This window comes from Type-F symbiont of Plautia stali, from assembly GCF_059731105.1.
The window spans coordinates 396,573-417,987 of record NZ_AP035909.1 but is presented as its reverse complement, the minus strand read 5'-3'; the positions used below and the strand labels follow the sequence as shown (position 1 = coordinate 417,987).

Annotated in this window: 23 protein-coding genes; 10 read left to right on the top strand and 13 right to left on the bottom strand. The window is 56.4% G+C overall.

Features of this window, described 5'->3' with window-relative positions:
• The first annotated feature begins 109 nt into the window (after positions 1 to 109).
• Positions 110 to 1,867, top strand: coding sequence for a sulfite reductase subunit alpha (locus AC6I7A_RS01870; protein WP_058957043.1), 1,758 nt, complete (start codon positions 110 to 112; stop codon positions 1,865 to 1,867).
• A gap of 113 nt (positions 1,868 to 1,980) precedes the next feature.
• Here AC6I7A_RS01870 and sspB read toward each other — a convergent pair whose 3' ends face one another.
• The 5 genes from sspB to zapE form a co-directional block, all read right to left on the bottom strand.
• On the bottom strand, positions 1,981 to 2,466 hold the full coding sequence (gene sspB / locus AC6I7A_RS01865; RefSeq protein ID WP_058957042.1) for a ClpXP protease specificity-enhancing factor: 486 nt from the start codon (positions 2,464 to 2,466) through the stop codon (positions 1,981 to 1,983).
• A gap of 3 nt (positions 2,467 to 2,469) precedes the next feature.
• Complete coding sequence (gene sspA, locus AC6I7A_RS01860) at positions 2,470 to 3,111, bottom strand: stringent starvation protein SspA (RefSeq protein WP_009092481.1); 642 nt, start codon at positions 3,109 to 3,111, stop codon at positions 2,470 to 2,472.
• A gap of 330 nt (positions 3,112 to 3,441) precedes the next feature.
• The gene (gene rpsI / locus AC6I7A_RS01855; protein WP_008925401.1) at positions 3,442 to 3,834 is read right to left on the bottom strand and encodes a 30S ribosomal protein S9; all 393 of its coding nucleotides are present in this window, start codon (positions 3,832 to 3,834) and stop codon (positions 3,442 to 3,444) included.
• A 15-nt stretch (positions 3,835 to 3,849) separates the two neighbouring features.
• Positions 3,850 to 4,278, bottom strand: coding sequence for a 50S ribosomal protein L13 (gene rplM / locus AC6I7A_RS01850; protein WP_009092483.1), 429 nt, complete (start codon positions 4,276 to 4,278; stop codon positions 3,850 to 3,852).
• A 227-nt stretch (positions 4,279 to 4,505) separates the two neighbouring features.
• Positions 4,506 to 5,633 carry a cell division protein ZapE gene (gene zapE, locus AC6I7A_RS01845; RefSeq protein WP_058957041.1) on the bottom strand — a complete coding sequence of 376 codons (1,128 nt, stop codon included), beginning with the start codon at positions 5,631 to 5,633 and terminating at the stop codon, positions 4,506 to 4,508.
• A gap of 178 nt (positions 5,634 to 5,811) precedes the next feature.
• Between zapE and zapG the strand changes: the two genes are divergently transcribed.
• From zapG to degS, 3 genes are all read left to right on the top strand, one after another.
• On the top strand, positions 5,812 to 6,213 hold the full coding sequence (gene zapG, locus AC6I7A_RS01840) for a Z-ring associated protein ZapG (protein WP_009092485.1): 402 nt from the start codon (positions 5,812 to 5,814) through the stop codon (positions 6,211 to 6,213).
• Positions 6,214 to 6,321: 108 nt separating this feature from the next.
• Positions 6,322 to 7,695, top strand: a complete 1,374-nt coding sequence (gene degQ, locus AC6I7A_RS01835) for a serine endoprotease DegQ (RefSeq protein ID WP_058957040.1) — start codon at positions 6,322 to 6,324, stop codon at positions 7,693 to 7,695.
• Between the two features lie 89 nt (positions 7,696 to 7,784).
• On the top strand, positions 7,785 to 8,846 hold the full coding sequence (gene degS / locus AC6I7A_RS01830; protein WP_046101068.1) for an outer membrane-stress sensor serine endopeptidase DegS: 1,062 nt from the start codon (positions 7,785 to 7,787) through the stop codon (positions 8,844 to 8,846).
• A 151-nt stretch (positions 8,847 to 8,997) separates the two neighbouring features.
• Here the strand turns inward: degS and epmA are convergent, their stop codons facing one another.
• Positions 8,998 to 9,975 carry an elongation factor P--(R)-beta-lysine ligase gene (epmA, locus tag AC6I7A_RS01825; RefSeq protein WP_009092488.1) on the bottom strand — a complete coding sequence of 326 codons (978 nt, stop codon included), beginning with the start codon at positions 9,973 to 9,975 and terminating at the stop codon, positions 8,998 to 9,000.
• A gap of 135 nt (positions 9,976 to 10,110) precedes the next feature.
• Between epmA and AC6I7A_RS01820 the strand changes: the two genes are divergently transcribed.
• The gene (locus AC6I7A_RS01820) at positions 10,111 to 10,635 is read left to right on the top strand and encodes a lipocalin family protein (protein WP_058957039.1); all 525 of its coding nucleotides are present in this window, start codon (positions 10,111 to 10,113) and stop codon (positions 10,633 to 10,635) included.
• A gap of 54 nt (positions 10,636 to 10,689) precedes the next feature.
• On the opposite strand, the gene AC6I7A_RS01815 is transcribed toward AC6I7A_RS01820, so the two are convergent.
• From AC6I7A_RS01815 to efp, 3 genes are all read right to left on the bottom strand, one after another.
• On the bottom strand, positions 10,690 to 10,824 hold the full coding sequence (locus tag AC6I7A_RS01815) for an entericidin A/B family lipoprotein (RefSeq protein ID WP_003848302.1): 135 nt from the start codon (positions 10,822 to 10,824) through the stop codon (positions 10,690 to 10,692).
• 101 nt (positions 10,825 to 10,925) lie between these two features.
• Positions 10,926 to 11,057: an entericidin A/B family lipoprotein gene (locus tag AC6I7A_RS01810; protein WP_009092493.1), complete on the bottom strand. Its 132-nt coding sequence runs from the start codon at positions 11,055 to 11,057 to the stop codon at positions 10,926 to 10,928.
• 50 nt (positions 11,058 to 11,107) lie between these two features.
• Positions 11,108 to 11,674: an elongation factor P gene (efp, locus tag AC6I7A_RS01805; protein WP_009092495.1), complete on the bottom strand. Its 567-nt coding sequence runs from the start codon at positions 11,672 to 11,674 to the stop codon at positions 11,108 to 11,110.
• A gap of 43 nt (positions 11,675 to 11,717) precedes the next feature.
• Between efp and epmB the strand changes: the two genes are divergently transcribed.
• Entirely contained in the window at positions 11,718 to 12,746 is a 1,029-nt protein-coding gene (epmB, locus tag AC6I7A_RS01800; protein ID WP_009092497.1) for an EF-P beta-lysylation protein EpmB, read from the top strand.
• A 53-nt stretch (positions 12,747 to 12,799) separates the two neighbouring features.
• Here epmB and AC6I7A_RS01795 read toward each other — a convergent pair whose 3' ends face one another.
• The 4 genes from AC6I7A_RS01795 to AC6I7A_RS01780 form a co-directional block, all read right to left on the bottom strand.
• Positions 12,800 to 13,147 (bottom strand): DUF4156 domain-containing protein, encoded by a 348-nt coding sequence (locus AC6I7A_RS01795; protein ID WP_009092500.1) that lies wholly within the window; start codon positions 13,145 to 13,147, stop codon positions 12,800 to 12,802.
• Between the two features lie 320 nt (positions 13,148 to 13,467).
• Positions 13,468 to 15,117 carry a chaperonin GroEL gene (gene groL / locus AC6I7A_RS01790; protein WP_058957038.1) on the bottom strand — a complete coding sequence of 550 codons (1,650 nt, stop codon included), beginning with the start codon at positions 15,115 to 15,117 and terminating at the stop codon, positions 13,468 to 13,470.
• 48 nt (positions 15,118 to 15,165) lie between these two features.
• The gene (locus AC6I7A_RS01785; RefSeq protein ID WP_009092502.1) at positions 15,166 to 15,459 is read right to left on the bottom strand and encodes a co-chaperone GroES; all 294 of its coding nucleotides are present in this window, start codon (positions 15,457 to 15,459) and stop codon (positions 15,166 to 15,168) included.
• A gap of 228 nt (positions 15,460 to 15,687) precedes the next feature.
• Positions 15,688 to 16,149 carry an FxsA family protein gene (locus AC6I7A_RS01780; RefSeq protein WP_181161912.1) on the bottom strand — a complete coding sequence of 154 codons (462 nt, stop codon included), beginning with the start codon at positions 16,147 to 16,149 and terminating at the stop codon, positions 15,688 to 15,690.
• Between the two features lie 327 nt (positions 16,150 to 16,476).
• Here AC6I7A_RS01780 and aspA point away from each other — a divergent pair, with 327 nt between their 5' ends.
• The 4 genes from aspA to AC6I7A_RS01760 all read left to right on the top strand — a co-directional run bounded on the left by aspA (position 16,477) and on the right by AC6I7A_RS01760 (position 21,397).
• Positions 16,477 to 17,913 (top strand): aspartate ammonia-lyase, encoded by a 1,437-nt coding sequence (gene aspA, locus AC6I7A_RS01775; protein WP_009092504.1) that lies wholly within the window; start codon positions 16,477 to 16,479, stop codon positions 17,911 to 17,913.
• A gap of 111 nt (positions 17,914 to 18,024) precedes the next feature.
• Entirely contained in the window at positions 18,025 to 19,326 is a 1,302-nt protein-coding gene (locus AC6I7A_RS01770) for an anaerobic C4-dicarboxylate transporter (RefSeq protein WP_058957036.1), read from the top strand.
• A gap of 68 nt (positions 19,327 to 19,394) precedes the next feature.
• Positions 19,395 to 19,709: a divalent cation tolerance protein CutA gene (cutA, locus tag AC6I7A_RS01765; RefSeq protein ID WP_058957035.1), complete on the top strand. Its 315-nt coding sequence runs from the start codon at positions 19,395 to 19,397 to the stop codon at positions 19,707 to 19,709.
• A complete protein-coding gene (locus AC6I7A_RS01760) occupies positions 19,685 to 21,397 on the top strand; it encodes a protein-disulfide reductase DsbD (RefSeq protein ID WP_058957034.1) in 1,713 nt (570 codons plus the stop codon). The genes cutA and AC6I7A_RS01760 overlap by 25 nt, the downstream gene beginning before the upstream one ends.
• The last annotated feature ends 18 nt before the right edge of the window (positions 21,398 to 21,415 follow it).

Below are 21,415 nucleotides of genomic sequence, written 5' to 3'. Positions count from 1 at the left end.
ATGCAGAACCGCTCTCCCCAGCCGCACACCGCGGTGCGGGAAAGCGGAACCGCTTAAACCGGCCAGCGTTACTGATGACGGGGAAGAACGGGATTGAGTAAAAGTACCCATGAAAATTCCTTATATTCCAGAAGATGCACCTTTTAATGGCGATCAGAAATACTGGCTGGCTGGCTTTCTCGCGGGTCTTCACTCCCGTCTGCTGGTATTAGAAGACAAGCAGCAACCCGCTGCGGGCACAGGCGCAGCCGCGACCACGCAACTGCACATTCTCTACGGCTCACAGACCGGCAATGCCGAAGCGCTGGCGCAGACCGCCGCGAAATCGGCGCGTGCTAAAGGGCTGGTGCCGGTGGTTCAGGCGCTGGGCGATGTCGACCTCGACGTCTTTGCCACCATGCGCCATGTGCTGATCGTCACCTCAACCTACGGCGAAGGCGAGATGCCGGATAACGCGCAGCTCTTCTGGGATGCGATCTCTGCCAGTACCGCACCGCGCCTGGAGCAGATGCATTTTGCCGTGCTGGCAATCGGTGATACCGGCTATGACGGCTTCTGTCAGGCGGGCAAGTTCATCGATATGCGCCTTGAGCAGCTGGGAGCAAAACGCGTGGTGGATCGCATCGACTGCGATATCGACTATGAAGAGCCATCCAGCGAGTGGCTGAACAGCTCCATGCCTCAGTTTGCGGCCAGCGCAGGCAGCAGCGGCACCGTGCTGGAGAGCGCGCCTGAAGCACCGGTCATCCCGGGCAGCAACAAATCGAACCCTTACGCCGCGGCGCTGATCACCAACAAGCGCCTCTCTGGCGAGCAGTCTGCCAAAGATATCCGACATTTTGAGTTTGACCTGACCGACAGCGGCCTGAAGTATGAAGCGGGTGATGCGCTCGGCGTCATTCCGGTCAACGAGCCATCGCTGGTCAGCCTGCTGCTGACCCAGCTTAATGCCGACTACGAGACGCCAGTGCCCGGCTTTGACCGCAGCCTCGGCGACCTGCTGACCTACCAGTTTGAGATCTCTGAACCGTCGCGCAAGCTCATCGAATGGGTCGGGCAGAACACCACCAACCAGGAGCTGCGTCATGTGTTACAGCACGACGACAAAGATGCGCTGGGTGTCTGGCTGTGGGGCAAAGATAGCCTTGACCTGCTGCAGCTTGACCTGACGCGCACGCTGGCGGTGCCTGAGTTTGTTGCCCTGCTGCGTCCGCTGCAGCATCGCGCTTACTCAATTTCATCCAGCTCTAAAGCCCATCCGAATCAGGTGCACCTGACCGTTGCCTCGGTGCGTTATCACAGCGGCGGCCGTAATCGTGGTGGCGTCTGCTCAACCTACCTGGCTGAGCGCGTACGTCGTGGCGAAAAGCCAGCCATCTTTATTTCGCCGAACAAAGCGTTCCGCGTCCCAGCCAATAACAGCGCTCCGCTGATCATGGTGGGACCTGGCACCGGCATCGCGCCCTTCCGGGCTTTCCTGCAGGAGCGTCAGGCAACCGGCGCGCAGGGCAAAAACTGGCTGTTCTTCGGCGATCAGCATCAGGAACATGACTTTATCTATCAGGATGAACTGCTCGCCTGGCGGGATAATGGCTTGCTGACGCGGCTTGACCTGGCGTTCTCACGCGATCAGGAGAAGAAGATCTACGTGCAGAGCCGGATGCTGGAGCAGGGTGCAGAACTCTATGCCTGGCTGCAGGAAGGCGCTTACTTCTATGTCTGTGGCGATGCATCGCGCATGGCGAAGGATGTGGATAATGCGCTGTATGAAGTGGTTCGCCAGTTCGGTGGCCTCTCCAGCGAGCGCGCAGCGGACTATATTGACCAGCTGAAGAAAGAGAAGCGTTACCTGCGCGACGTCTATTGATAGCGAAGGTGTGATAAAAAATCCGGTTTGCGCAGGCAGCCGGATTTTTTTATGGCTGACAGGCAAAAAAATACCCGCCGGAGAGGCGGGTATCTGTTTTAAGAATGCTGCGGTTATTTCACGACGCGCAGTGAAGGTCGTCCGCCCCGCGGCGGTGGATCGTCATCAGGCGGTGTCTCATTATCGCTGGCATCGTCGGGACGATCGCCATCAATCACGGACATCATGGTCTCTTCCTGACCTTCTGACGCCTCCTGAATATCCAGCTCGTAAGCCGGTTCCGGTTCAAACATCGTTCCGGCACCGTTTTCCCGGGCATAGATTGCCAGAATTGCCGCCATCGGCACGTTAACCTGACGAGGAACACCCCCAAAGCGGGCGTTAAACGACACCTGGTCATTCGCCAGATCAAGGTTGCCGACAGCACGGGGCGCGATGTTCAGGACAATCTGACCATCACGCGCGTACTCCAGCGGCACCTGTACACCTGGCTGATTGATGTCGACCACCAGATGCGGCGTCAGCTGGTTGTCGAGCAACCAGTCATAGAAAGCGCGCAGCAGATAGGGACGACGTGCAGTAAGTTGCGACATTTCCATACGTTAAGCCCGTGCTTGCAGGCGCATTTCACGTTCAGCTTCAGTTAATGAAGCGAGGAAAGAGTCACGCTCAAATACGCGGTTCATGTAACCTTTCAGCTCTTTTGAACCAGAGCCGATCAAATCGATGCCCATTGAAGGCAGACGCCATAACAGCGGTGCCAGGTAGCAATCCACCAGGCTGAACTCTTCGCTCATGAAGTAAGGCGTGCGGCCAAACAGCGGCGCGATCGCCAGCAGCTCTTCACGCAGCTGTTTGCGTGCGGCTTCGGCTTCCTGACCACTGCTGTTCTCAACCTTCCTCATCAGGCTGTACCAGTCCTGCTCGATGCGGTGCATCATCAGGCGGCTGTCACCACGGGCAACCGGATAAACCGGCATCAGTGGCGGATGCGGGAAGCGCTCATCTAAATATTCCATGATGATGCGGGATTCATACAGCGTCAGCTCACGATCTACCAGTGTCGGTACCGTGCGATACGGATTGAGGTCAATCAGATCCTGCGGCAGGTTATCCATTTCGACCTGCTCGATCTCTACGCTGACACCCTTCTCCGCCAGAACGATACGTACCTGATGGCTGAAAATGTCAGTAGGACCAGAAAACAGCGTCATTACCGAACGTTTGTTGGCAGCGACAGCCATGAAAACCTCCAAGTTTGTTCACAAAAAGATACTGCGAATAGCCAACCACACGGCGACTCACTTGCTTGTCGAACTCGCACGCAACCTGGTCAGCTGCGCCGTAAAACTGACGCCCCGACAGCGGGAAGGCGCATAACGCACCGGCCTGCGGGCGCAAAGTGACACAGAGTTTACCAGATTTTAGGCTGCTTGTGGGCGTGGAATGAATCTTTGCAGGTAAATTGAGCGCGGGCTTACGGTTTTCACCGTTATCAGACGGGAAGGCAGAAAATAAAAAACCCGCCGAAGCGGGTTTTTTGAGCCAATTGCCGCAGCCGGAGCTGCAAACAATTAACGCTTGGAGAACTGAGGACGACGACGTGCTTTACGCAGGCCGACTTTCTTACGTTCAACCTGACGCGCGTCACGCGTTACGAAGCCAGCTTTACGCAGCTCGCCACGCAGTGATTCGTCGTATTCCATCAGAGCGCGGGTGATACCGTGACGGATCGCACCAGCCTGACCAGAAATACCGCCACCTTTAACAGTGACGTACAGATCGAATTTACCAACCAGATCCAGCAGTTCCAGCGGCTGACGAACGACCATGCGGGCAGTTTCGCGACCGAAGTACTGTTCCAGAGAACGTTGGTTAATTACGATGTTACCGCTACCCGGCTTAATGAATACGCGAGCGGTAGAGCTTTTGCGGCGACCAGTGCCGTAGTTTTGAGTTTCAGCCATTGCCTTTAATCCCGATTAAATGTCAAGAACTTGCGGTTGCTGTGCCGCATGGGTGTGCTCGTTGCCTGCGTAAACTTTCAGCTTACGGTACATAGCACGACCCAGCGGGCCCTTCGGCAGCATGCCTTTAACCGCGATCTCAATCACACGCTCAGGACGGCGAGCAATCATCTCTTCAAAGGTCGCCTGTTTGATACCACCGATGTGGCCGGTGTGGTGATAGTAGATCTTGTCAGTACGCTTGTTGCCGGTAACAGCAATTTTTTCTGCGTTCAGAACGATGATGTAATCACCCGTATCAACGTGCGGAGTGTATTCCGCTTTATGCTTACCACGCAGACGGCGCGCCAGTTCAGTCGCCAGGCGACCCAAAGTTTTGCCCGTTGCGTCAACTACAAACCAGTCACGTTGGACGGTTTCTGGTTTAGCTGTAAAAGTTTTCATCGAAAAGCTTACCCAAATTAAGTTACACGTTGGTGAAATCCCAAACGCTTAAGTAAACGAATGAGGCTCACACGACCATTTTGACCAGCAAGCCACCCCTTCGGATAGAGTTACTGGAACACAGAGGATTTGGGAAAAAAATCCTTTGCTGTAACGTGGGGTCGCAAGATTATAGAGAAGTCGATTGCAAAAATCGAACCCTATTTCGGTATTTATCCTGATTATTCTCACGGCAGATGCGGCAGGCGCAGATACTCTTCGCTCTGCATCTCCTGAAGCCGCGATAAACAGCGCTGGTATTCAAACTTCAGCCGCGTCCCCTGATAGATCTCGGTCAGCGAGGTTTCTGCGGCCACGACCAGCTTCACGTGACGCTCATAAAATTCGTCAACCAGGGCCAGGAAACGGCGCGCCTGATCTTCGGTTTTGTAGATCATTACCGGCACGTCATAGAGCAGCACGCTGTGAAAACGGCGGGAAAGCGCGATGTAGTCATGCTGGCTGCGCCCTTCCCCGCAAAGCGTCGTGAAGTTGATGGCCAGCACGCCGTCGCTGACGCCCAGCGTCGGCATCTGGCGATGGTTGATTTCCAGCACCGGTGAGTCCTCCGGCTGGCTGCCCGACAGCGCCTTAAACATGCGCGCCATCTCCGTGTGGGTGGCCTCGTTGAGCGGATAGTTCCACAGATGCGCCGAGGTCAGTGTCCGCAGCCGGTAGTCGATGCCGGCATCCACATTCATCACATCACAGTGCCGTTTTATCTGCTCAATAGCCGGCAGAAAACGCGCGCGCTGCAGGCCATTGCGGTAGAGGTCATCCGGCGGAATGTTCGAGGTTGCCACCAGGGCGATGCCGCGCTCAAACAGCGCTTCCATCAGCGTGCCCAGCAGCATCGCGTCGGTGATATCGGAGACAAAAAATTCATCGAAACAGAGGATGTCAGTTTCCGCTTTGAATTTGTCCGCGATAATCAGCAGCGGGTCGCTCTGCCCCTGCAGTTGCGTCAGTTCTTCATGCACCCGCAGCATGAAACGGTGGAAGTGCAGGCGCAGTTTGCGTTCGCCAGGAATAGACTGAAAAAAGAGATCCATGACCCAGGTTTTGCCGCGCCCGACGCCGCCCCACATGTAGAGTCCGCGAACAGGCTGGGGCGTCGCATTTTTCTCTTTACCGATCAATTTCGACAGGCGACCCAGCAGGCCGGATGAGGCGGGCGCGGCAGCCTGTTGCCGGGCAACCAGCGCCTGCTGCAGGGCGTCTAAACGGGTAATCGCTTCACGTTGTACGTCATCGGGCCTGAATTCGCCCTGCGACAGCGCCTGCTCATAACGTGCAAGCGGAGATGAGGTTTGCATTGTTGTTTCAAAGTCCCTGAATAGTGTCTGATTCATACCACGGTTGCTGAAAAAAAGGCCGTTCTACACTAAGCCATGCTGCTCCGGAGTTCCACATCCATAAGATTAACGGGTATAGTGACTATTATTGAAATGGTGCAACGCCCTACGGAACAATGGAAAAAACACGGGAGTCATTATGACCTGGGAATACGGGCTAATTGGTTTAGTGGTAGGTATTATTGTCGGCGCAGTCGCCATGCGTTTCGGCAACAAAAAGCTGCGTGAGCAGCGCAGCATGCAGTATGAACTAGAAAAATCGAAGGCCGAGCTGGCCGATTACCGCGAAGAGCTGACTAACCACTTCGCACAGAGCGCCGAGCTGCTGGACAACATGGCGCGTGACTATCGTCAGCTTTATCAGCATATGGCGAAAGGCTCTAACGATCTGCTGCCGAATCTGCCGGGTCAGCAGAATCCTTTTGCCTATCAGCTGACTGAAGCAGAAGCTGACAACGACCAGGTGCCGGTGCAGATGCCGCGCGACTACTCTGAAGGCGCATCCGGTTTACTGCGTGGCGAGCGCCCTGCCCGCGACTAATCTTTTTGGGGCGCAGCCTGTCTGCGCCCGCTGTTTTTGCGAACCCTGACCACAAACGACTGTCACACTCATTAAATCCTCCCACTTTGCAGCGAGAGCGTTGTAGCAATGAAAAAACAAGCACGCCTGTTTAGCGCATTAGCCTTGAGTATCGGGATGAGCCTTGCCGCCGCGCCAGACGCGATGGCAACGCTGCCAGCACAAATTGCGGGCCAGCCGCTGCCGAGTTTGGCACCGATGCTGGAAAAAGTGTTGCCTGCCGTGGTCAGCGTTCACGTGGAAGGCACCGATTCCGGCGAACAGGCTCAGGATATCCCTGAGCCTCTGAAACGTTTTTTCGGTCAGATGCCTGGCGGGAATAATCAGCCACAGCCGTTTGAAGGGTTGGGCTCGGGCGTGATCATTGATGCCGCGAAAGGCTACGTGCTGACCAACAATCATGTGGTGAACGGTGCCGACAAGATCAACGTGCAGCTTGGCGACGGCAGTGAATATGAAGCCAAACTGATCGGTCATGATGAGCAGACCGATATCGCCCTGATTCAGATCCAGGGCGCGAAAAACCTCACGCAGATTAAAGTGGCGGACTCCGACCAGCTGAAAGTGGGTGATTTTGCGGTCGCAATCGGGAACCCGTTTGGTCTGGGCCAGACGGCGACCTCCGGTATCATCTCTGCGCTGGGCCGCAGCGGCCTTAACCTGGAGGGGCTGGAAAACTTTATTCAGACCGATGCCGCAATTAACCGCGGTAACTCCGGCGGTGCGCTGGTCAACCTGAACGGCGAGCTGATTGGGATCAACACCGCCATTCTGGCCTCCAGCGGCGGCAATATCGGCATCGGCTTTGCTATCCCGAGCGATATGGCGATGAACCTCGCGCAGCAGCTGATCAAATTTGGCGAAGTGAAGCGCGGTCAGCTGGGTATTAAAGGCACCGAAATGACGGCTGATATGGCGAAGGCATTCAATGTCGACGCGCAGCGCGGCGCCTTCGTTTCGGAAGTGTTACCGCAGTCTGCCGCACAGAAGGCGGGCATCAAGTCTGGCGACATCATTACCTCAATCAACGACAAGCCGATTACCAGCTTCGCTGAGTTGCGGGTAAAGGTAGGCACGACCCCACCAGGCGAACAGGTTAAGCTTGGCCTGCTGCGCGAAGGCAAACCGGTGACGGTCACCGTTACGCTGGAGCAGAGCGCTCAGACCACCGCCAGCGCCCAGCTGATGTCTCCGGCCCTGCAGGGTGCCACCCTGAGTGATGGACAGACCAAAACCGGCGACAAAGGCGTGAAGGTCGACACCATCGAAAAAGGGACACCGGCTGAACAGGTTGGCCTGCAGAAAGATGATGTGATCATCGGCGTAAACCGCAACCGGGTTCAGAACCTGGCTGAGATGCGCAAGATACTGGAAGGCAAACCGCCGGTTCTGGCACTGAACGTGGTGCGCGGCGATGAAAGTATCTATCTGTTGTTGAGATAAACCTCGCATTATGGCGGACACAAGCGCGTGTGTGTCCGCCGCTCTCATGTTATTCTGCCCAGCGATCTCCCCTGGCGTGATTTAACACCATGTTTCTTAAACTTTTGCGTGCCGTAGTGCTGGGCCTGATTGTGGCGGGTATTCTACTCGCAGCACTGCCTGCACTGCGTATGGGCAGCGACGCCCTCTATAACCACGACGATATCAACGACGAAACGCCCTTCAGCTTCAATCAGGGGGTGCGCCGCGCCGTGCCTGCCGTTGTAAACGTTTATAACCGGAGCGCCCACGGCAACAACAACCGGGGCATTACCACCCTGGGCTCGGGGGTGATTATGAATGCCAAAGGCTACATCCTGACCAACAAGCACGTCATCAATAATGCCGATCAGATTATTGTGGCATTGCAGGATGGCCGCTTCTTTGAGGCCACGCTGGTCGGTTCCGACGGCATGACCGATCTGGCCGTGCTGAAGATCACCGCCTCCGGCCTGCCTGTCATCCCGATCAATCCCAATCGCCAGGCGCATATCGGTGATGTCGTGATGGCGATAGGCAACCCCTATAACCTGGGGCAGACGGTGACGCAGGGCATTATCAGCGCTACGGGCCGGGTTGGACTGAGTTCATCAGGCCGCCAGAACTTCCTGCAGACCGATGCGTCGATCAATCAGGGTAACTCCGGTGGCGCGCTGATTAACTCGCTTGGCGAACTGATGGGCATCAACACCCTGACCTTTGATAAAAGTAACGATGGCGAAACGCCGGAAGGCATTGGTTTTGCCATCCCCACCGTTTTAGCCTCGAAGATCATGGATAAGCTGATTCGTGATGGTCGGGTGATCCGCGGCTATATCGGTATTACCGGTCGTGAGCTGCCGCCGCTGCATGGACAGGGCAGCAATCTGGATCGGGTTCAGGGCATTATCGTCAGCGTGGTGACGCCGGATGGACCGGCGGACAAGGCCGGGATTCAGGCCAACGATGTACTGCTCAGCGTAAACGGTAAGCCAGCCATCTCGGCGCAGGAGACCATGGATCAGGTGGCAGAGATTCGTCCCGGTTCCGTGATTGATGTGCAGGTGCTGCGCAACGATCAGAAACTGACGCTGCCGGTCACCATTCAGGAATTTCCTGATAACAGTGGTTAGCTGAAACGGGTGCCCGGTCAGGGGTGGCCCGGCTGATCGCAAAGAAGGCCGCCATCCCTGGCGGTCGGCCTCGCCATCCTGGCTCGGACGCTTTGCTCTTCATCCGCGCCACCCCTTCCCCTCTGCTCCGTCATCGTCTGTGAGTCACGGACTAGCAGCGATCAACCGGAAAGGCGATCACCTCACTCAGTGACTCTGCTTTTAACGCCAGCATAATCAGCCGATCGATACCCAGCGCGACCCCGGAACAGGCGGGCATACCGTGCGCCAGCGCATCCAGCAGATAAGTATCAATAGGATGGACCGGCAGACCGCGCGCCGCACGGCGACGGTTATCCTGCTCAAACCGCTGACGCTGCTCGCGGCTGTCGGTCAGCTCACGGAAACCGTTCGCCAGCTCAATGCCTTTGTAATAGACCTCAAAACGTTCAGCTACGCGGTGATCTTCGGTGCTGATCTCCGCCAGTGCCGCCTGACTGGCCGGGAAATGATAAACAAAGCAGGGTTTGTCCTGGCCAATCTTCGGCTCCACGCCCAGCATAAACAGCAGCATCAGCAGCGTATCGCGATCCTCTTCTGCACGCGCCAGCTCGCCTTCGCCCAGCTTCTCTGCCGCTTCACGTAGCTGCGCTTTATCTGCCGACAGCGGGTCCAGATCCAGGTGGCGGATAAATGCCTGCTGATAGGAGAGCGACTCTGCGCTGTCACACTCCAGCACCTGCTGCAGCAGATCGTCCACCTCGTTCATCAGGCGGTACATGTCGTAGTGCGGCCGGTACCACTCCAGCATGGTGAATTCCGGATTATGATGACGTCCCGCCTCTTCATTGCGGAAACTGCGCCCCATCTGATAGATCGGACCACTGCCTGCTGCCAGCAGGCGTTTCATATGATATTCCGGGCTGGTCATCAGCCAGAGATCGCGCCCCTGCGACGCACCAGGCCCGACAAAACGCGTCTGGAAAGGCACCAGATGGATATCGGTAATAGTGGCCTGACTCATCGCCGGCGTATCCACTTCCAGTACGCCACGATCGGCAAAGAAACGACGCACTTCCGCTAAAATCGCGGCGCGTTTTAACAAATTGGCGATGGATGCGCTTGGTTGCCAGCTTGCCGTTTCGCTCATGGTGATGACTCCTGATACAAATAAGGGGTGGAAGTCTACCTGCAATGCCTGCGGCAAACAATCTCATGCCGGCAATGCCAAAAACAGCGCTTCGGCTTCTATACTTAAGCAGTTAAATCACAAAGGAATCCCGCTATGTCTCTATGGAAAACCCTTGTCGCCAGCCTCAGCGCTTTTCTCTCCGTTGCCTGTAGCACCACGCCACCTAAAAACGTCACGGTTGTTGAGAACTTTGACAGCCAGCGCTATCTCGGTCAGTGGTATGAGATTGCCCGCCTCAATCATCCGTTTGAACGCGGTCTGGAGCAGGTCACGGCTAACTACAGCCCGCGTGAAGATGGTGGCCTGAAAGTGATCAATCGTGGCTATAACGTGAAAAAACAGCGCTGGCAGGAGAGCGTCGGTAAGGCCTACTTCACTGGTGAGCCGCAGCGCGCCGCCCTGAAAGTCTCGTTCTTTGGCCCCTTCTACGGCGGCTACAACGTTATCGCCCTGGATCCCGACTACCGCTATGCTCTGGTGTGTGGCCCGAATCGCCACTACCTGTGGATACTGTCGCGCATACCGCAGCTGGAGCCGGGCGTCAAAGAGAAGCTGGTTGATCAGGCGCGCCGTGATGGCTTCCCGGTTGATGAGTTAATCTGGGTGAAACAGAAATAGTGCAGAGGGAATAAGCCGGTACAAAACCGTTTTCGTACCGGCTGTAATAACAGGTTACTTCGTGCTGTTCTGAATCGCCTGGCCACCCGCTTCGACGTCTTCACCCACGCCACGCGTAGTGTTGCAAGCCGTCAGCAGTGAAGAGAGCACCAGTACAGAGAAGATCGCGGCAATACTTTTCTTTAACATGACAATGTCCTTTTTGATGGATGTAAAGTACAGCGCTTTAAGCATAGCCGGATTTCCGGCGGATGCTGCCGCGGAACTTTAAAAAGGAGAAGCCGTTAAGGTCATTTTGCCGCACGCGAAATGGCACCACCTAAGTGGGAGACATCTTCGCCAAAACCGTGGAATGTGTTGCAGGCACTTAATGCAGAGGAGACCAGCAACGCGAATGCGATTAATTTTGCCAGCTTTTTCATTTTTTCTCTCAGACAAGAAAAAGGCGCATCCGGAGATGCGCCTGCGAATCTTACTTCACGCGTGACACGTATTCGCCAGAGCGGGTGTCAACTTTCACCACTTCGCCTTCCTGAACGAACAGTGGCACTTTTACAACCGCGCCGGTAGAGAGCTTGGCAGGTTTACCGCCGGTACCGGCAGTGTCACCTTTCAGGCCTGGATCGGTTTCCACGATTTCAGCTTCGATAAAGTTCGGCGGCTGAACGGCGATAGGACGACCGTTCCACAGCGTAACGATACATTCTGCGTTGTCCTGCAGCCATTTCGCTGCTTCGCCCACAGTCTTCTCTTCAACCGGGAACTGCTCAAAGCTTTCCTGGTGCATGAAGTGGTAGAACTCACCGTCGTTGTACAGGTAGCTCAGGTTGGTATCCATTACGTCTGCGCCTTCGGCGGAGTCGGTGGATTTGAAAGTTTTCTCAACGCGAGAACCCGTCAGCAGGCGACGCATTTTAACGCGTGCGAATGCCTGACCTTTACCCGGTTTAACGAACTCACTGGATTCGATGGCATACGGCTCGCCTTCGAACATGATTTTAAGACCGGGACGGAAATCGTTGCTAGAATAAGTCGCCATGAAGGCCCTCTACGAAAATTGATACTGGTACTAAGCCAAAAAAATGGCACACATTGTAACCCTAAAAATACCTTCCAGAGAAGATTGGTTGCAGCAACTTGCTGATGTTGTCACTGAACCTGATGAATTACTGCGTATTTTAGCCCTGGAACAGCATCCTGAGCTGGCCGCTGGCGCGGATGCGCGGCGGCTTTTCGCCCTGCGCGTTCCGCATGCCTTCATCAGCCGGATGAAAAAAGGCGATGCGCACGACCCGTTGCTGCTTCAGGTTCTGACTCAGCGTCAGGAATTCATCGATACGCCTGGTTATAGCACCGATCCGCTCGATGAACAAAGTAACGCGGTGCCCGGACTGCTGCATAAATACCGCAACCGGGCGTTATTGCTGGTCAAAGGCGGCTGTGCGGTCAACTGCCGCTACTGCTTCCGCCGTCACTTCCCCTATCAGGATAATCCCGGTAATAAGCGAAGCTGGCAGGCGGCGCTGGACTATATCGCCGATCATCCGGAACTGGACGAGATTATCTTCTCCGGCGGCGATCCATTAATGGCGAAAGATCATGAACTCGCGTGGCTGATTGCCGCGCTGGAAAAGATCCCGCACCTGAAGCGGTTGCGCATCCACAGTCGTTTACCGGTGGTGATTCCGGCACGCATTACCGATCAGCTCTGTGAGATGCTTCGCGCGACCCGCCTGCAGGTGGTGATGGTGACGCACATCAACCATGCGCAGGAGATTGATGATGCGCTGCGTGAGGCGATGAGCAGCCTGAAGCGGGCCGGTGTCACCCTGCTGAATCAGAGCGTGCTGCTGCGGGGCGTGAACGATAATGCGCAGACGCTGGCCACCCTGAGCAATGCCCTGTTTGATGCGGGCATTCTGCCCTACTATCTGCATGTGCTGGATAAGGTGCAGGGTGCCGCACATTTCTTTGTGTCTGACGATGAGGCGCGCCAGCTGGTGCGGGCGTTACTGTCACAGGTTTCCGGCTATCTGGTGCCGAAACTGGCGCGGGAAATTGGCGGAGAGCCGAGTAAAACGCCGCTGGATTTACAGCTGCGTCAGGAATAAAAACGGCCAGCACAAGGCTGGCCGCTGAGATTCGCTGTACTACCTATGCCACATTATGGGCACTTGTAGACCTGACCGGTCATTTTGCTGTCCAGAGGCGCGAACGCAGACAGCAGATTCTGCGTCGGGCTGGTGGCACCATAAATCACGTTGCCGCCCATCTCCGCGGCGCGATTGCGCAGATCATTGGCTGCACCGCGCAGTGCGCTGGTTTCGCCGCCTGCACCGCTCAGCCAGTTGCTCTGTGAGCCGGTTAGGTTGCCCAGAAGCTGGCAGGAACTGGCAGGCTGCTGATCGGTAAACGTCACGCGCTCGCCTGCTGAAGAGAGTTGCGTAGAGCTGCTGCAGCCCGCCAGCAATAACACGCCAGCCGTCAGTCCGGGCAAGAGGTTAATCCGCATTGTAATCCCCATTTATTATCATCAGAGTCGGGTGGCAGCGTAGCAGAAAAAAAGCACTTTTTTCTGCACATTCATTGCCTTAATCCCGTTATATCCCCTCAATATTTCATGTTACATCTCGGCGACGCTGCCTGCCTGAAGAATGAACTGAACATCAGTGAATTCAGCCGGACAACTGCAGACAGCGTGCAGACAACGGGAAATATCAGGAGGAAAGACGTACGATTGCGCCACTACTTATACTATTTTCCTGCCCAAAAGAAAAACCCCCGGCCGTTTCCGGTCGGGGGTTCTTTTGTGACTCAGGCAGTCAACGGCAATTACATCATGCCGCCCATACCGCCCATGCCACCCATACCGCCAGCGCCTGCGCCTAAATCAGGTGCGTCGCCTTTTGGCAGGTCAGTGACCATGCACTCGGTAGTGATCATCAGACCCGCAACAGAGGCCGCGTACTGCAGTGCAGAACGGGTCACTTTGGTTGGGTCCAGGATACCGAAGTCGATCATGTTGCCGTACTCTTCAGTCTGCGCGTTGTAACCGTAGTTACCGTCGCCCGCTTTCACGTTGTTCGCCACAACAGAAGGCTCTTCACCGGCGTTAGAGACGATCTGACGCAGTGGTGCTTCCATCGCGCGCAGCGCAACTTTGATACCGACGTTCTGGTCTTCGTTCTGACCACGCAGCTCTGACAGCTGTGCTGCAACGCGAACCAGCGCCACACCACCACCTGCAACCACGCCTTCTTCGACAGCAGCACGGGTTGCGTGCAGTGCATCTTCAACGCGCGCTTTCTTCTCTTTCATTTCAACTTCAGTGGCTGCGCCCACTTTCAGAACGGCTACGCCGCCTGCCAGTTTCGCGACGCGCTCCTGCAGTTTTTCTTTGTCGTAGTCAGAGGTCGCTTCTTCGATCTGCTGACGAATCTGGGTAACACGGCCCTGAATGGTGTTCTCTTCACCCACACCGTCGATGATGGTGGTGGTGTCTTTGTTGATCACAACACGTTTTGCCTGACCCAGATCTTCCAGCGCAGCTTTTTCCAGCTCCATACCGATCTCTTCAGAGATGACGGTACCGCCGGTCAGGATAGCGATATCCTGCAGCATGGCTTTACGACGGTCGCCGAAGCCTGGTGCTTTAACCGCAGCCACTTTAACGATGCCGCGCATGGTGTTGACCACCAGCGTTGCCAGGGCTTCACCTTCAACATCTTCCGCGATGATCAGCAGAGGTTTACCGGCTTTCGCAACGGCTTCCAGCACGGGCAGCATTTCACGGATGTTAGAGATTTTCTTGTCAGCCAGCAGGATGAACGGCGATTCCAGTTCAACCGCACCGGTTTCTGGCTTGTTGATGAAGTACGGTGACAGGTAGCCGCGATCAAACTGCATACCTTCAACCACATCCAGCTCGTCCTGCAGGCCGGTGCCTTCTTCAACGGTGATCACGCCTTCTTTACCCACTTTCTCCATCGCCTGAGCAATCAGCTGGCCCACGGTTTCATCGGAGTTAGCAGAGATAGTACCTACCTGCGCAATCGCTTTAGAGTCTGAGCAAGGTACAGACAGCGCTTTCAGTTTCTCAACGGCAGACACAACGGCCTGGTCGATACCGCGCTTCAGGTCCATCGGGTTCATACCCGCGGCGACGGCTTTCAGACCTTCGGTGATGATAGCCTGCGCCAGTACGGTCGCGGTGGTGGTGCCGTCGCCTGCAGCGTCGTTCGCTTTAGAGGCCACTTCTTTCACCATCTGCGCGCCCATGTTTTCGAACTTGTCTTCCAGTTCGATTTCACGCGCAACGGACACGCCATCTTTAGTGATGGTCGGTGCACCAAAAGATTTATCCAGAACCACGTTACGGCCTTTCGGGCCCAGGGTAACTTTTACTGCATCTGCCAGTACGTTCACGCCACGCAGCATTTTTACGCGAGCGTCATTACCGAATTTTACGTCTTTAGCTGCCATTTCAATTGTCCCTTAAATTCGTTTCGTTCAGTGAGTTACGCGAAAAAATTACGCTTCGACAATCGCCAGAATGTCGCTTTCAGAGATGATCAGCACTTCTTCGTTGTCGATCTTTTCGGTTTTAGCGCCGTAACCTTCGTTGAAGATCACCACGTCGCCAACCTTCACGTCCAGCGGCTTAACGTCGCCACTCTCAAGGATGCGGCCATTGCCGACAGCCAGAACTTCACCACGGGTGGATTTACCGGCTGCAGAACCGGTCAGCACGATGCCGCCAGCTGATTTAGCTTCAACTTCTTTACGCTTGACGATGACGCGATCGTGCAATGGACGAATTTTCATGTGATAGCTCTCCTTTGAGAAGTCCAATCATTCAGTTTTGGGGTTGAACACCGGGCTGCATGGCTTCCGGCCTCGTGACCTGTGAGATAGGGCCATCCCCACCCGCTTTCAAGGGGGCGAACAACAAATTTTTTCTATGGAAGCCATAAGTGATGTTTTTTTAAACAGACGACAGCACAAATAAAAAACGCAACCCGGAGGTTGCGCTTTCAGTGGTGACAATGACGGTTAACGATCCTGGTGATCGTCGTGATGCTCAAGGCGATCGCTGTTTTTACGCTCAAACTCGCCGTCCATCGTGTAGCCGCTGTCCGGTCCGGCTCCCGGCCCGCGCCAGACGCGCAGATGGGGCATCAGCTTCAGCGTCAGATGCTTCTGAACCGGGGGCAGCAGCAGCAGCAGGCCCAGCAGATCGGTAAAGAAGCCCGGCAGCAGCAGCAGGAAACCGGCGATGATCAGCGAGACGCTTTTGATCATCTCCGTGGCCGGGCTTTCGTTACGCGCCAGCTTCTCCTGCATCAGCATGAAGTTTTTCATGCCCTGATTTTTTACCAGCGAAACCCCGATGCAGGAGGTGAACACCACCAGCAGCATGGTCAGCAGCACGCCCATGACGTGTGCGACCTGGATGAACAGTGAAATCTCAATCCAGGCCAGAACAAAAAAGACTAATAACGGTATCCAGCGCACCGTACTCTCCTGTAAGTAGAGGCTGAACGGCAGCGTGCCGGTCAGCAGAAAGCGTTCATCCTGAGGAGGATAAGAAAAGAGATGGGCACCCGTGCCGCCCTTTTCAACCGATCCTGTCAAATTTATCCTGCGGGGTTAATTTTGTAACCAACTTCACATATCGTTAACCCGGCAGCAGCATTAGCGATCTGCATGCGTGCTTTTCCCGGGCATCAGAATATGATCGCACACGCCTCTATGAAGACGGATAATATGTCGGCACGGGCACACCACGACAAAATAAACACATCCTTTGTGATGGTTAGCGGCAACAACAAGAAGGTTATCATGGCGAACAACATTCGTATCGAAGAAGACCTGTTAGGTATGCGCGAAGTTCCGGCGGATGCCTATTATGGCGTTCATACTCTGCGTGCGATTGAAAATTTTTATATCAGCAACAGCAAAATCAGTGACATACCTGAATTTGTCCGCGGTATGGTGATGGTAAAAAAAGCAGCAGCGATGGCTAACAAAGAGCTGCAGACTATCCCGCGTAACATTGCCGATACCATCATTCAGGCCTGCGACGAAGTGCTGAACAAGGGCCGCTGTATGGATCAGTTCCCCGTGGATGTCTATCAGGGCGGCGCCGGGACCTCGGTCAACATGAACACCAATGAGGTGCTGGCAAACATCGGTCTTGAGCTGATGGGCCACCAGAAAGGGGAATACCAGTATCTCAACCCCAACGACCATGTAAACAAGTGCCAGTCCACCAACGACGCCTACCCGACCGGTTTCCGTATCGCGGTTTACAGTTCGCTGCTGAAACTGCTTGATGGCATCAGCCAGTTGTCTGAAGGCTTCCAGCGCAAAGCCGATGAATTCCAGACCATCCTGAAAATGGGCCGAACCCAGTTGCAGGATGCGGTGCCGATGACCCTGGGGCAGGAGTTTCACGCCTTCAGCGTACTGCTGAACGAAGAGACCAAAAGCATTCTGCGTACCGCCGAACTGCTGCTGGAAGTCAACCTTGGCGCGACCGCCATCGGTACCCGTCTTAACACGCCGGATGGCTATCAGCATCTGGCCGTGCAGCGTCTGGCGGAAGTCAGCAACCTGCCGGTCATTCCGGCGGAAGATCTGATTGAAGCGACCTCCGACTGCGGCGCCTATGTGATGGTTCACTCTTCGCTGAAACGCCTGGCGGTGAAGCTCTCTAAAATCTGTAACGACCTGCGCCTGCTCTCCTCGGGTCCGCGCGCCGGCCTGAATGAAATCAACCTGCCTGAGCTGCAGGCGGGCTCCTCCATCATGCCGGCCAAAGTGAACCCGGTGGTACCGGAAGTGGTTAACCAGGTCTGCTTCAAGGTGATTGGCAACGACACCACCGTGACCATGGCTTCTGAAGCGGGTCAGCTGCAGCTTAACGTCATGGAGCCGGTGATTGGCCAGGCGCTGTTTGAGTCGATCAGCATCCTGACCAACGCCTGCTACAACCTGCTGGAGAAGTGCGTCAACGGCATCACCGCCAACCGCGCGGTGTGCGAGGCCTACGTCTTCAACTCAATTGGCATCGTGACCTACCTCAACCCCTACATCGGCCACCACAACGGCGACATCGTCGGCAAAATCTGTGCCGAAACCGGGAAAAGTGTGCGTGAGGTGGTGCTGGAGCGCGGCCTGCTGACGGAGAGTGAGCTGGACGATATCTTCTCGGTGCAGAACCTGATGTATCCGGTTTATAAAGCAAAACGCTACACCGATGAAAACGAGCAGTAGGGTTTAACCCACGCGGGTTAACCAAAGGCACACCGCGATCAACATGGTGTGCCTTTTTTTTTGGTACACAGCATTCCCGGAGTTCACCGGTTAACTTTGCAGGAGTGATTCATGTTTGTGGTTGAGCTGCTTGTCGTCCTGATGGCGATCTGGCTGGGCGCACGTCTTGGCGGCATTGGTATCGGATTCGCCGGCGGGATGGGGGTACTGATCCTGACGCTGGGCTTTGGCATGGCACCCGGCGCTATCCCGTTCGACGTGATAGAGATCATCATGGCGGTGATTGCCGCCATCGCGGCGATGCAGGTGGCGGGCGGCATGGACTATCTGGTGAGCCTGGCGGAACGCCTGCTGCGCCGACATCCGCGCCACGTCACGCTGCTGGCCCCGCTGGTAACCTACCTGATGACGCTGCTGGCAGGCACCGGCCACACCGCTTTCTCGACGCTGCCGGTGATCGCGGAAGTGGCCAAAGAGCAGGGCGTGCGCCCTTCCCGTCCGCTGTCGATTGCGGTGGTGGCGTCGCAGATCGCGATTACCGCCTCTCCCATCTCCGCCGCCGTGGTCTTTTTTGCCACGCTGCTGGAACCGCGCGGCGTCAGCTACATCACGCTGCTGGCGATTGCGATCCCCGCCACGATGGTGGGCCTCTTCCTGGCCGCGCTGGTCACTAACTTCCTCGGCAAAGAGCTTAAAGATGATGAGGTTTATCAGGCGCGTCTCGCCAAAGAGGAAGTTACCCTGCGGGGTGCCAGCGTCTACCAGCCGAAGCCGGGGGCGAAACGCTCGGTGCTGCTGTTTCTGACGGGTATTATTGCCGTGGTGCTCTATGCCACCGCCACCAGCGCCAGCGTCGGGCTGATCGCCGATCCGCCGCTGCCACGTAACGAAGCGATTGTGGTGTTTATGCTGACCATCGCGACGCTGATTAGCCTGACCTGCAAACTCGACACCAGCGAAATCCTCAGCGCCAGCACCTTTAAGTCCGGCATGAGTGCCTGTATCTGTGTGATGGGTGTCGCCTGGCTGGGCGACACCTTTGTCAAAGCGCATCTGGCAGAGATTCAGACGCTGGCGGGCGACACGCTGAAAACCTATCCGTGGATGCTGGCGCTGGTGCTCTTCTTTGCCTCCATGCTGCTCTACTCACAGGCGGCGACCACCAAGGCACTGATGCCGGCCGCCCTGCTGCTGGGCGTCACCCCGCTCACCGCGATTGCTTCCTTTGCGGCGGTATCGGCACTGTTTGTGCTGCCCACTTACCCCACACTGCTGGCCGCCGTTGAGATGGACGATACCGGCTCCACCCGGATTGGTAAGTTTGTGTTCAACCACGCCTTTATCATTCCCGGCGTTATCGCTATCGCGCTGTCGGTGCTTTCCGGCTTCATCTTTGGCGGACTGCTCTTGTAGCGGTGCCATCGTGTTATGAAGGGAGCGTGCTATCATCGGCGCTCTTTTCATCACACAGGAGTCACAGGATGAATGCCGTCGTTATCCTCTGTACTGCCCCCGATCAGGCCACGGCGCAACAGCTTGCGACCCTGGCGCTGGAAGCCAGGCTGGCGGCCTGCGTTACCCTGCTGCCCGGCGCGACCTCCTGCTATCTCTGGCGGGGCCGGATTGAGCAGAGCAGTGAAGTGCAGATGCTGCTGAAGTGCGACAGCGATCATCAGCAGGCGCTGTGCGATCTGCTCAAAGCCGCGCACCCTTACGACGTGCCCGAACTGCTGGCACTGCCGGTTCAACATGGAGACAGTGAATACTTGTCATGGCTGCACGCATCTCTCGCTTAATAACGCTTCTGCTGGCGCTGTTTATCTGTCTGCAGGCGCACGCTTCCCTCTTTTCCAGTCCGGCGACCGGCCGCTTTGTTCCCGTCGACCAGGCCTTTACGTTTGATTTCGACCAGCAGGGCGCGCAACTCAACCTGCACTGGAAAGTGAAGTCAGGCTATTACCTCTATCGCCAGCAGATTCACATCACACCACAGAATGCGATCCTCGCGCCGCTGACGCTGCCTGCCGGCGAGCCGCATGAAGATGAATTTTTCGGCAAGAGTGAGATCTATCCGCAGGATCTGACGCTGCCGGTAACGCTGCAACAGGCAGGCCCGGGTGCTACGCTCAGCGTGACTTATCAGGGCTGTGCGGCTGCCGGCTTCTGCTACCCGCCGGAGACGCGATCCGTGCCGCTGAATGCGGTAGCCGCAGACAGCCCGCCAGCGTCCGCCAGCCCTAAGGCTGAGGTTCAGCCCGCCTCCGCCAGCCCGCTGCCCTTTTCGCCACTATGGGCGTTGCTGATCGGCATCGGCGTCGCCTTTACGCCCTGCGTGCTGCCGATGTACCCGCTGATCGCCGGCATTATCCTGGGCGGCCAGCGCCATTATTCGCTGGGACGCCTGTTTGCCCTGGCGATGGTCTACGTGCAGGGGATGGCGCTGACCTACACGCTGCTGGGCGTGGTGGTCGCCGCAGCCGGTCTGCGTTTCCAGGCCGCCCTGCAGCATCCCTGGGTGCTCATCACGCTCTCGCTGCTGTTTATCGTGCTGGCTCTCTCCATGTTTGGCCTGTTTACCCTGCAACTGCCCGCCAGCCTGCAAACCCGCCTGACCCTGTGGAGCAATCGCCAGCGGGGCGGATCGCTGCCCGGCGTCTTTCTGATGGGAGCGCTGGCGGGATTGATCTGCTCGCCCTGCACTACGGCTCCGCTCAGCGCCATTCTGCTCTACATCGCGCAGAGCGGAAATCTGTGGGCCGGTGCCGGCACGCTGTGGCTCTATGCTGTCGGGATGGGATTACCGCTGATCGCCGTGACCCTGTTTGGTAACCGCCTGCTGCCGAAGAGCGGCCCGTGGATGCAGACCGTCAAGGAGGGCTTCGGGTTTGTCATCCTGGCGCTGCCGGTGTTCCTGCTGGAGCGCATCGTGGGCGAGGCCTGGGGATGGCGGCTCTGGAGTCTGCTTGGCGTGGCGTTCTTTGGCTGGGCGTTCAGCCTCAGCCTGCGCGCCAGCAGCGGAAAGTGGCGCGTCGTGCAGATTGTCATGCTGGCCGCTGCGCTGATCAGTGCGCGACCCTTGCAGGACTGGGCCTTTGGCGATTCGGCCACGCAGCAGGCGGTAACCCCTCTGCCGTTCCAGACCCTTCAGACGCCGCAGCAGCTCGACAGTGCGCTGCAGCAGGCCCGCGGTCGCATCACGATGGTCGATCTCTATGCTGACTGGTGCGTCGCCTGTAAAGAGTTTGAAAAATATACCTTCAGTGACCGCGCCGTGCGCGATAGCCTGCGTCGGGTGCAGCTAATGCAGGCCAACGTTACCGACAACAACGCCCGCGACAACGCACTGTTACAGCATCTTCAGGTGCTGGGCTTACCCACAATTCTGTTCTTTGATGCGCAGGGCCGCGAAATCCCCGGTTCGCGTATCACCGGGTTTCTGGATGCCGCTGACTTCCGCGCGCATTTGCAGAAACTTACCCCGTAAACAACACTGGAGTCAGGT

Coding starts and splice junctions, on each gene's coding strand:
- AC6I7A_RS01870 (WP_058957043.1), top strand. CDS start 110: ATGAAAATTCCTTATATTCCAGAAGATGCACCTTTTAATGGCGATCAG.
- sspB (WP_058957042.1), bottom strand. CDS start 2,466: ATGGAAATGTCGCAACTTACTGCACGTCGTCCCTATCTGCTGCGCGCT.
- sspA (WP_009092481.1), bottom strand. CDS start 3,111: ATGGCTGTCGCTGCCAACAAACGTTCGGTAATGACGCTGTTTTCTGGT.
- rpsI (WP_008925401.1), bottom strand. CDS start 3,834: ATGGCTGAAACTCAAAACTACGGCACTGGTCGCCGCAAAAGCTCTACC.
- rplM (WP_009092483.1), bottom strand. CDS start 4,278: ATGAAAACTTTTACAGCTAAACCAGAAACCGTCCAACGTGACTGGTTT.
- zapE (WP_058957041.1), bottom strand. CDS start 5,633: ATGCAAACCTCATCTCCGCTTGCACGTTATGAGCAGGCGCTGTCGCAG.
- zapG (WP_009092485.1), top strand. CDS start 5,812: ATGACCTGGGAATACGGGCTAATTGGTTTAGTGGTAGGTATTATTGTC.
- degQ (WP_058957040.1), top strand. CDS start 6,322: ATGAAAAAACAAGCACGCCTGTTTAGCGCATTAGCCTTGAGTATCGGG.
- degS (WP_046101068.1), top strand. CDS start 7,785: ATGTTTCTTAAACTTTTGCGTGCCGTAGTGCTGGGCCTGATTGTGGCG.
- epmA (WP_009092488.1), bottom strand. CDS start 9,975: ATGAGCGAAACGGCAAGCTGGCAACCAAGCGCATCCATCGCCAATTTG.
- AC6I7A_RS01820 (WP_058957039.1), top strand. CDS start 10,111: ATGTCTCTATGGAAAACCCTTGTCGCCAGCCTCAGCGCTTTTCTCTCC.
- AC6I7A_RS01815 (WP_003848302.1), bottom strand. CDS start 10,824: ATGTTAAAGAAAAGTATTGCCGCGATCTTCTCTGTACTGGTGCTCTCT.
- AC6I7A_RS01810 (WP_009092493.1), bottom strand. CDS start 11,057: ATGAAAAAGCTGGCAAAATTAATCGCATTCGCGTTGCTGGTCTCCTCT.
- efp (WP_009092495.1), bottom strand. CDS start 11,674: ATGGCGACTTATTCTAGCAACGATTTCCGTCCCGGTCTTAAAATCATG.
- epmB (WP_009092497.1), top strand. CDS start 11,718: ATGGCACACATTGTAACCCTAAAAATACCTTCCAGAGAAGATTGGTTG.
- AC6I7A_RS01795 (WP_009092500.1), bottom strand. CDS start 13,147: ATGCGGATTAACCTCTTGCCCGGACTGACGGCTGGCGTGTTATTGCTG.
- groL (WP_058957038.1), bottom strand. CDS start 15,117: ATGGCAGCTAAAGACGTAAAATTCGGTAATGACGCTCGCGTAAAAATG.
- AC6I7A_RS01785 (WP_009092502.1), bottom strand. CDS start 15,459: ATGAAAATTCGTCCATTGCACGATCGCGTCATCGTCAAGCGTAAAGAA.
- aspA (WP_009092504.1), top strand. CDS start 16,477: ATGGCGAACAACATTCGTATCGAAGAAGACCTGTTAGGTATGCGCGAA.
- AC6I7A_RS01770 (WP_058957036.1), top strand. CDS start 18,025: ATGTTTGTGGTTGAGCTGCTTGTCGTCCTGATGGCGATCTGGCTGGGC.
- cutA (WP_058957035.1), top strand. CDS start 19,395: ATGAATGCCGTCGTTATCCTCTGTACTGCCCCCGATCAGGCCACGGCG.
- AC6I7A_RS01760 (WP_058957034.1), top strand. CDS start 19,685: ATGGCTGCACGCATCTCTCGCTTAATAACGCTTCTGCTGGCGCTGTTT.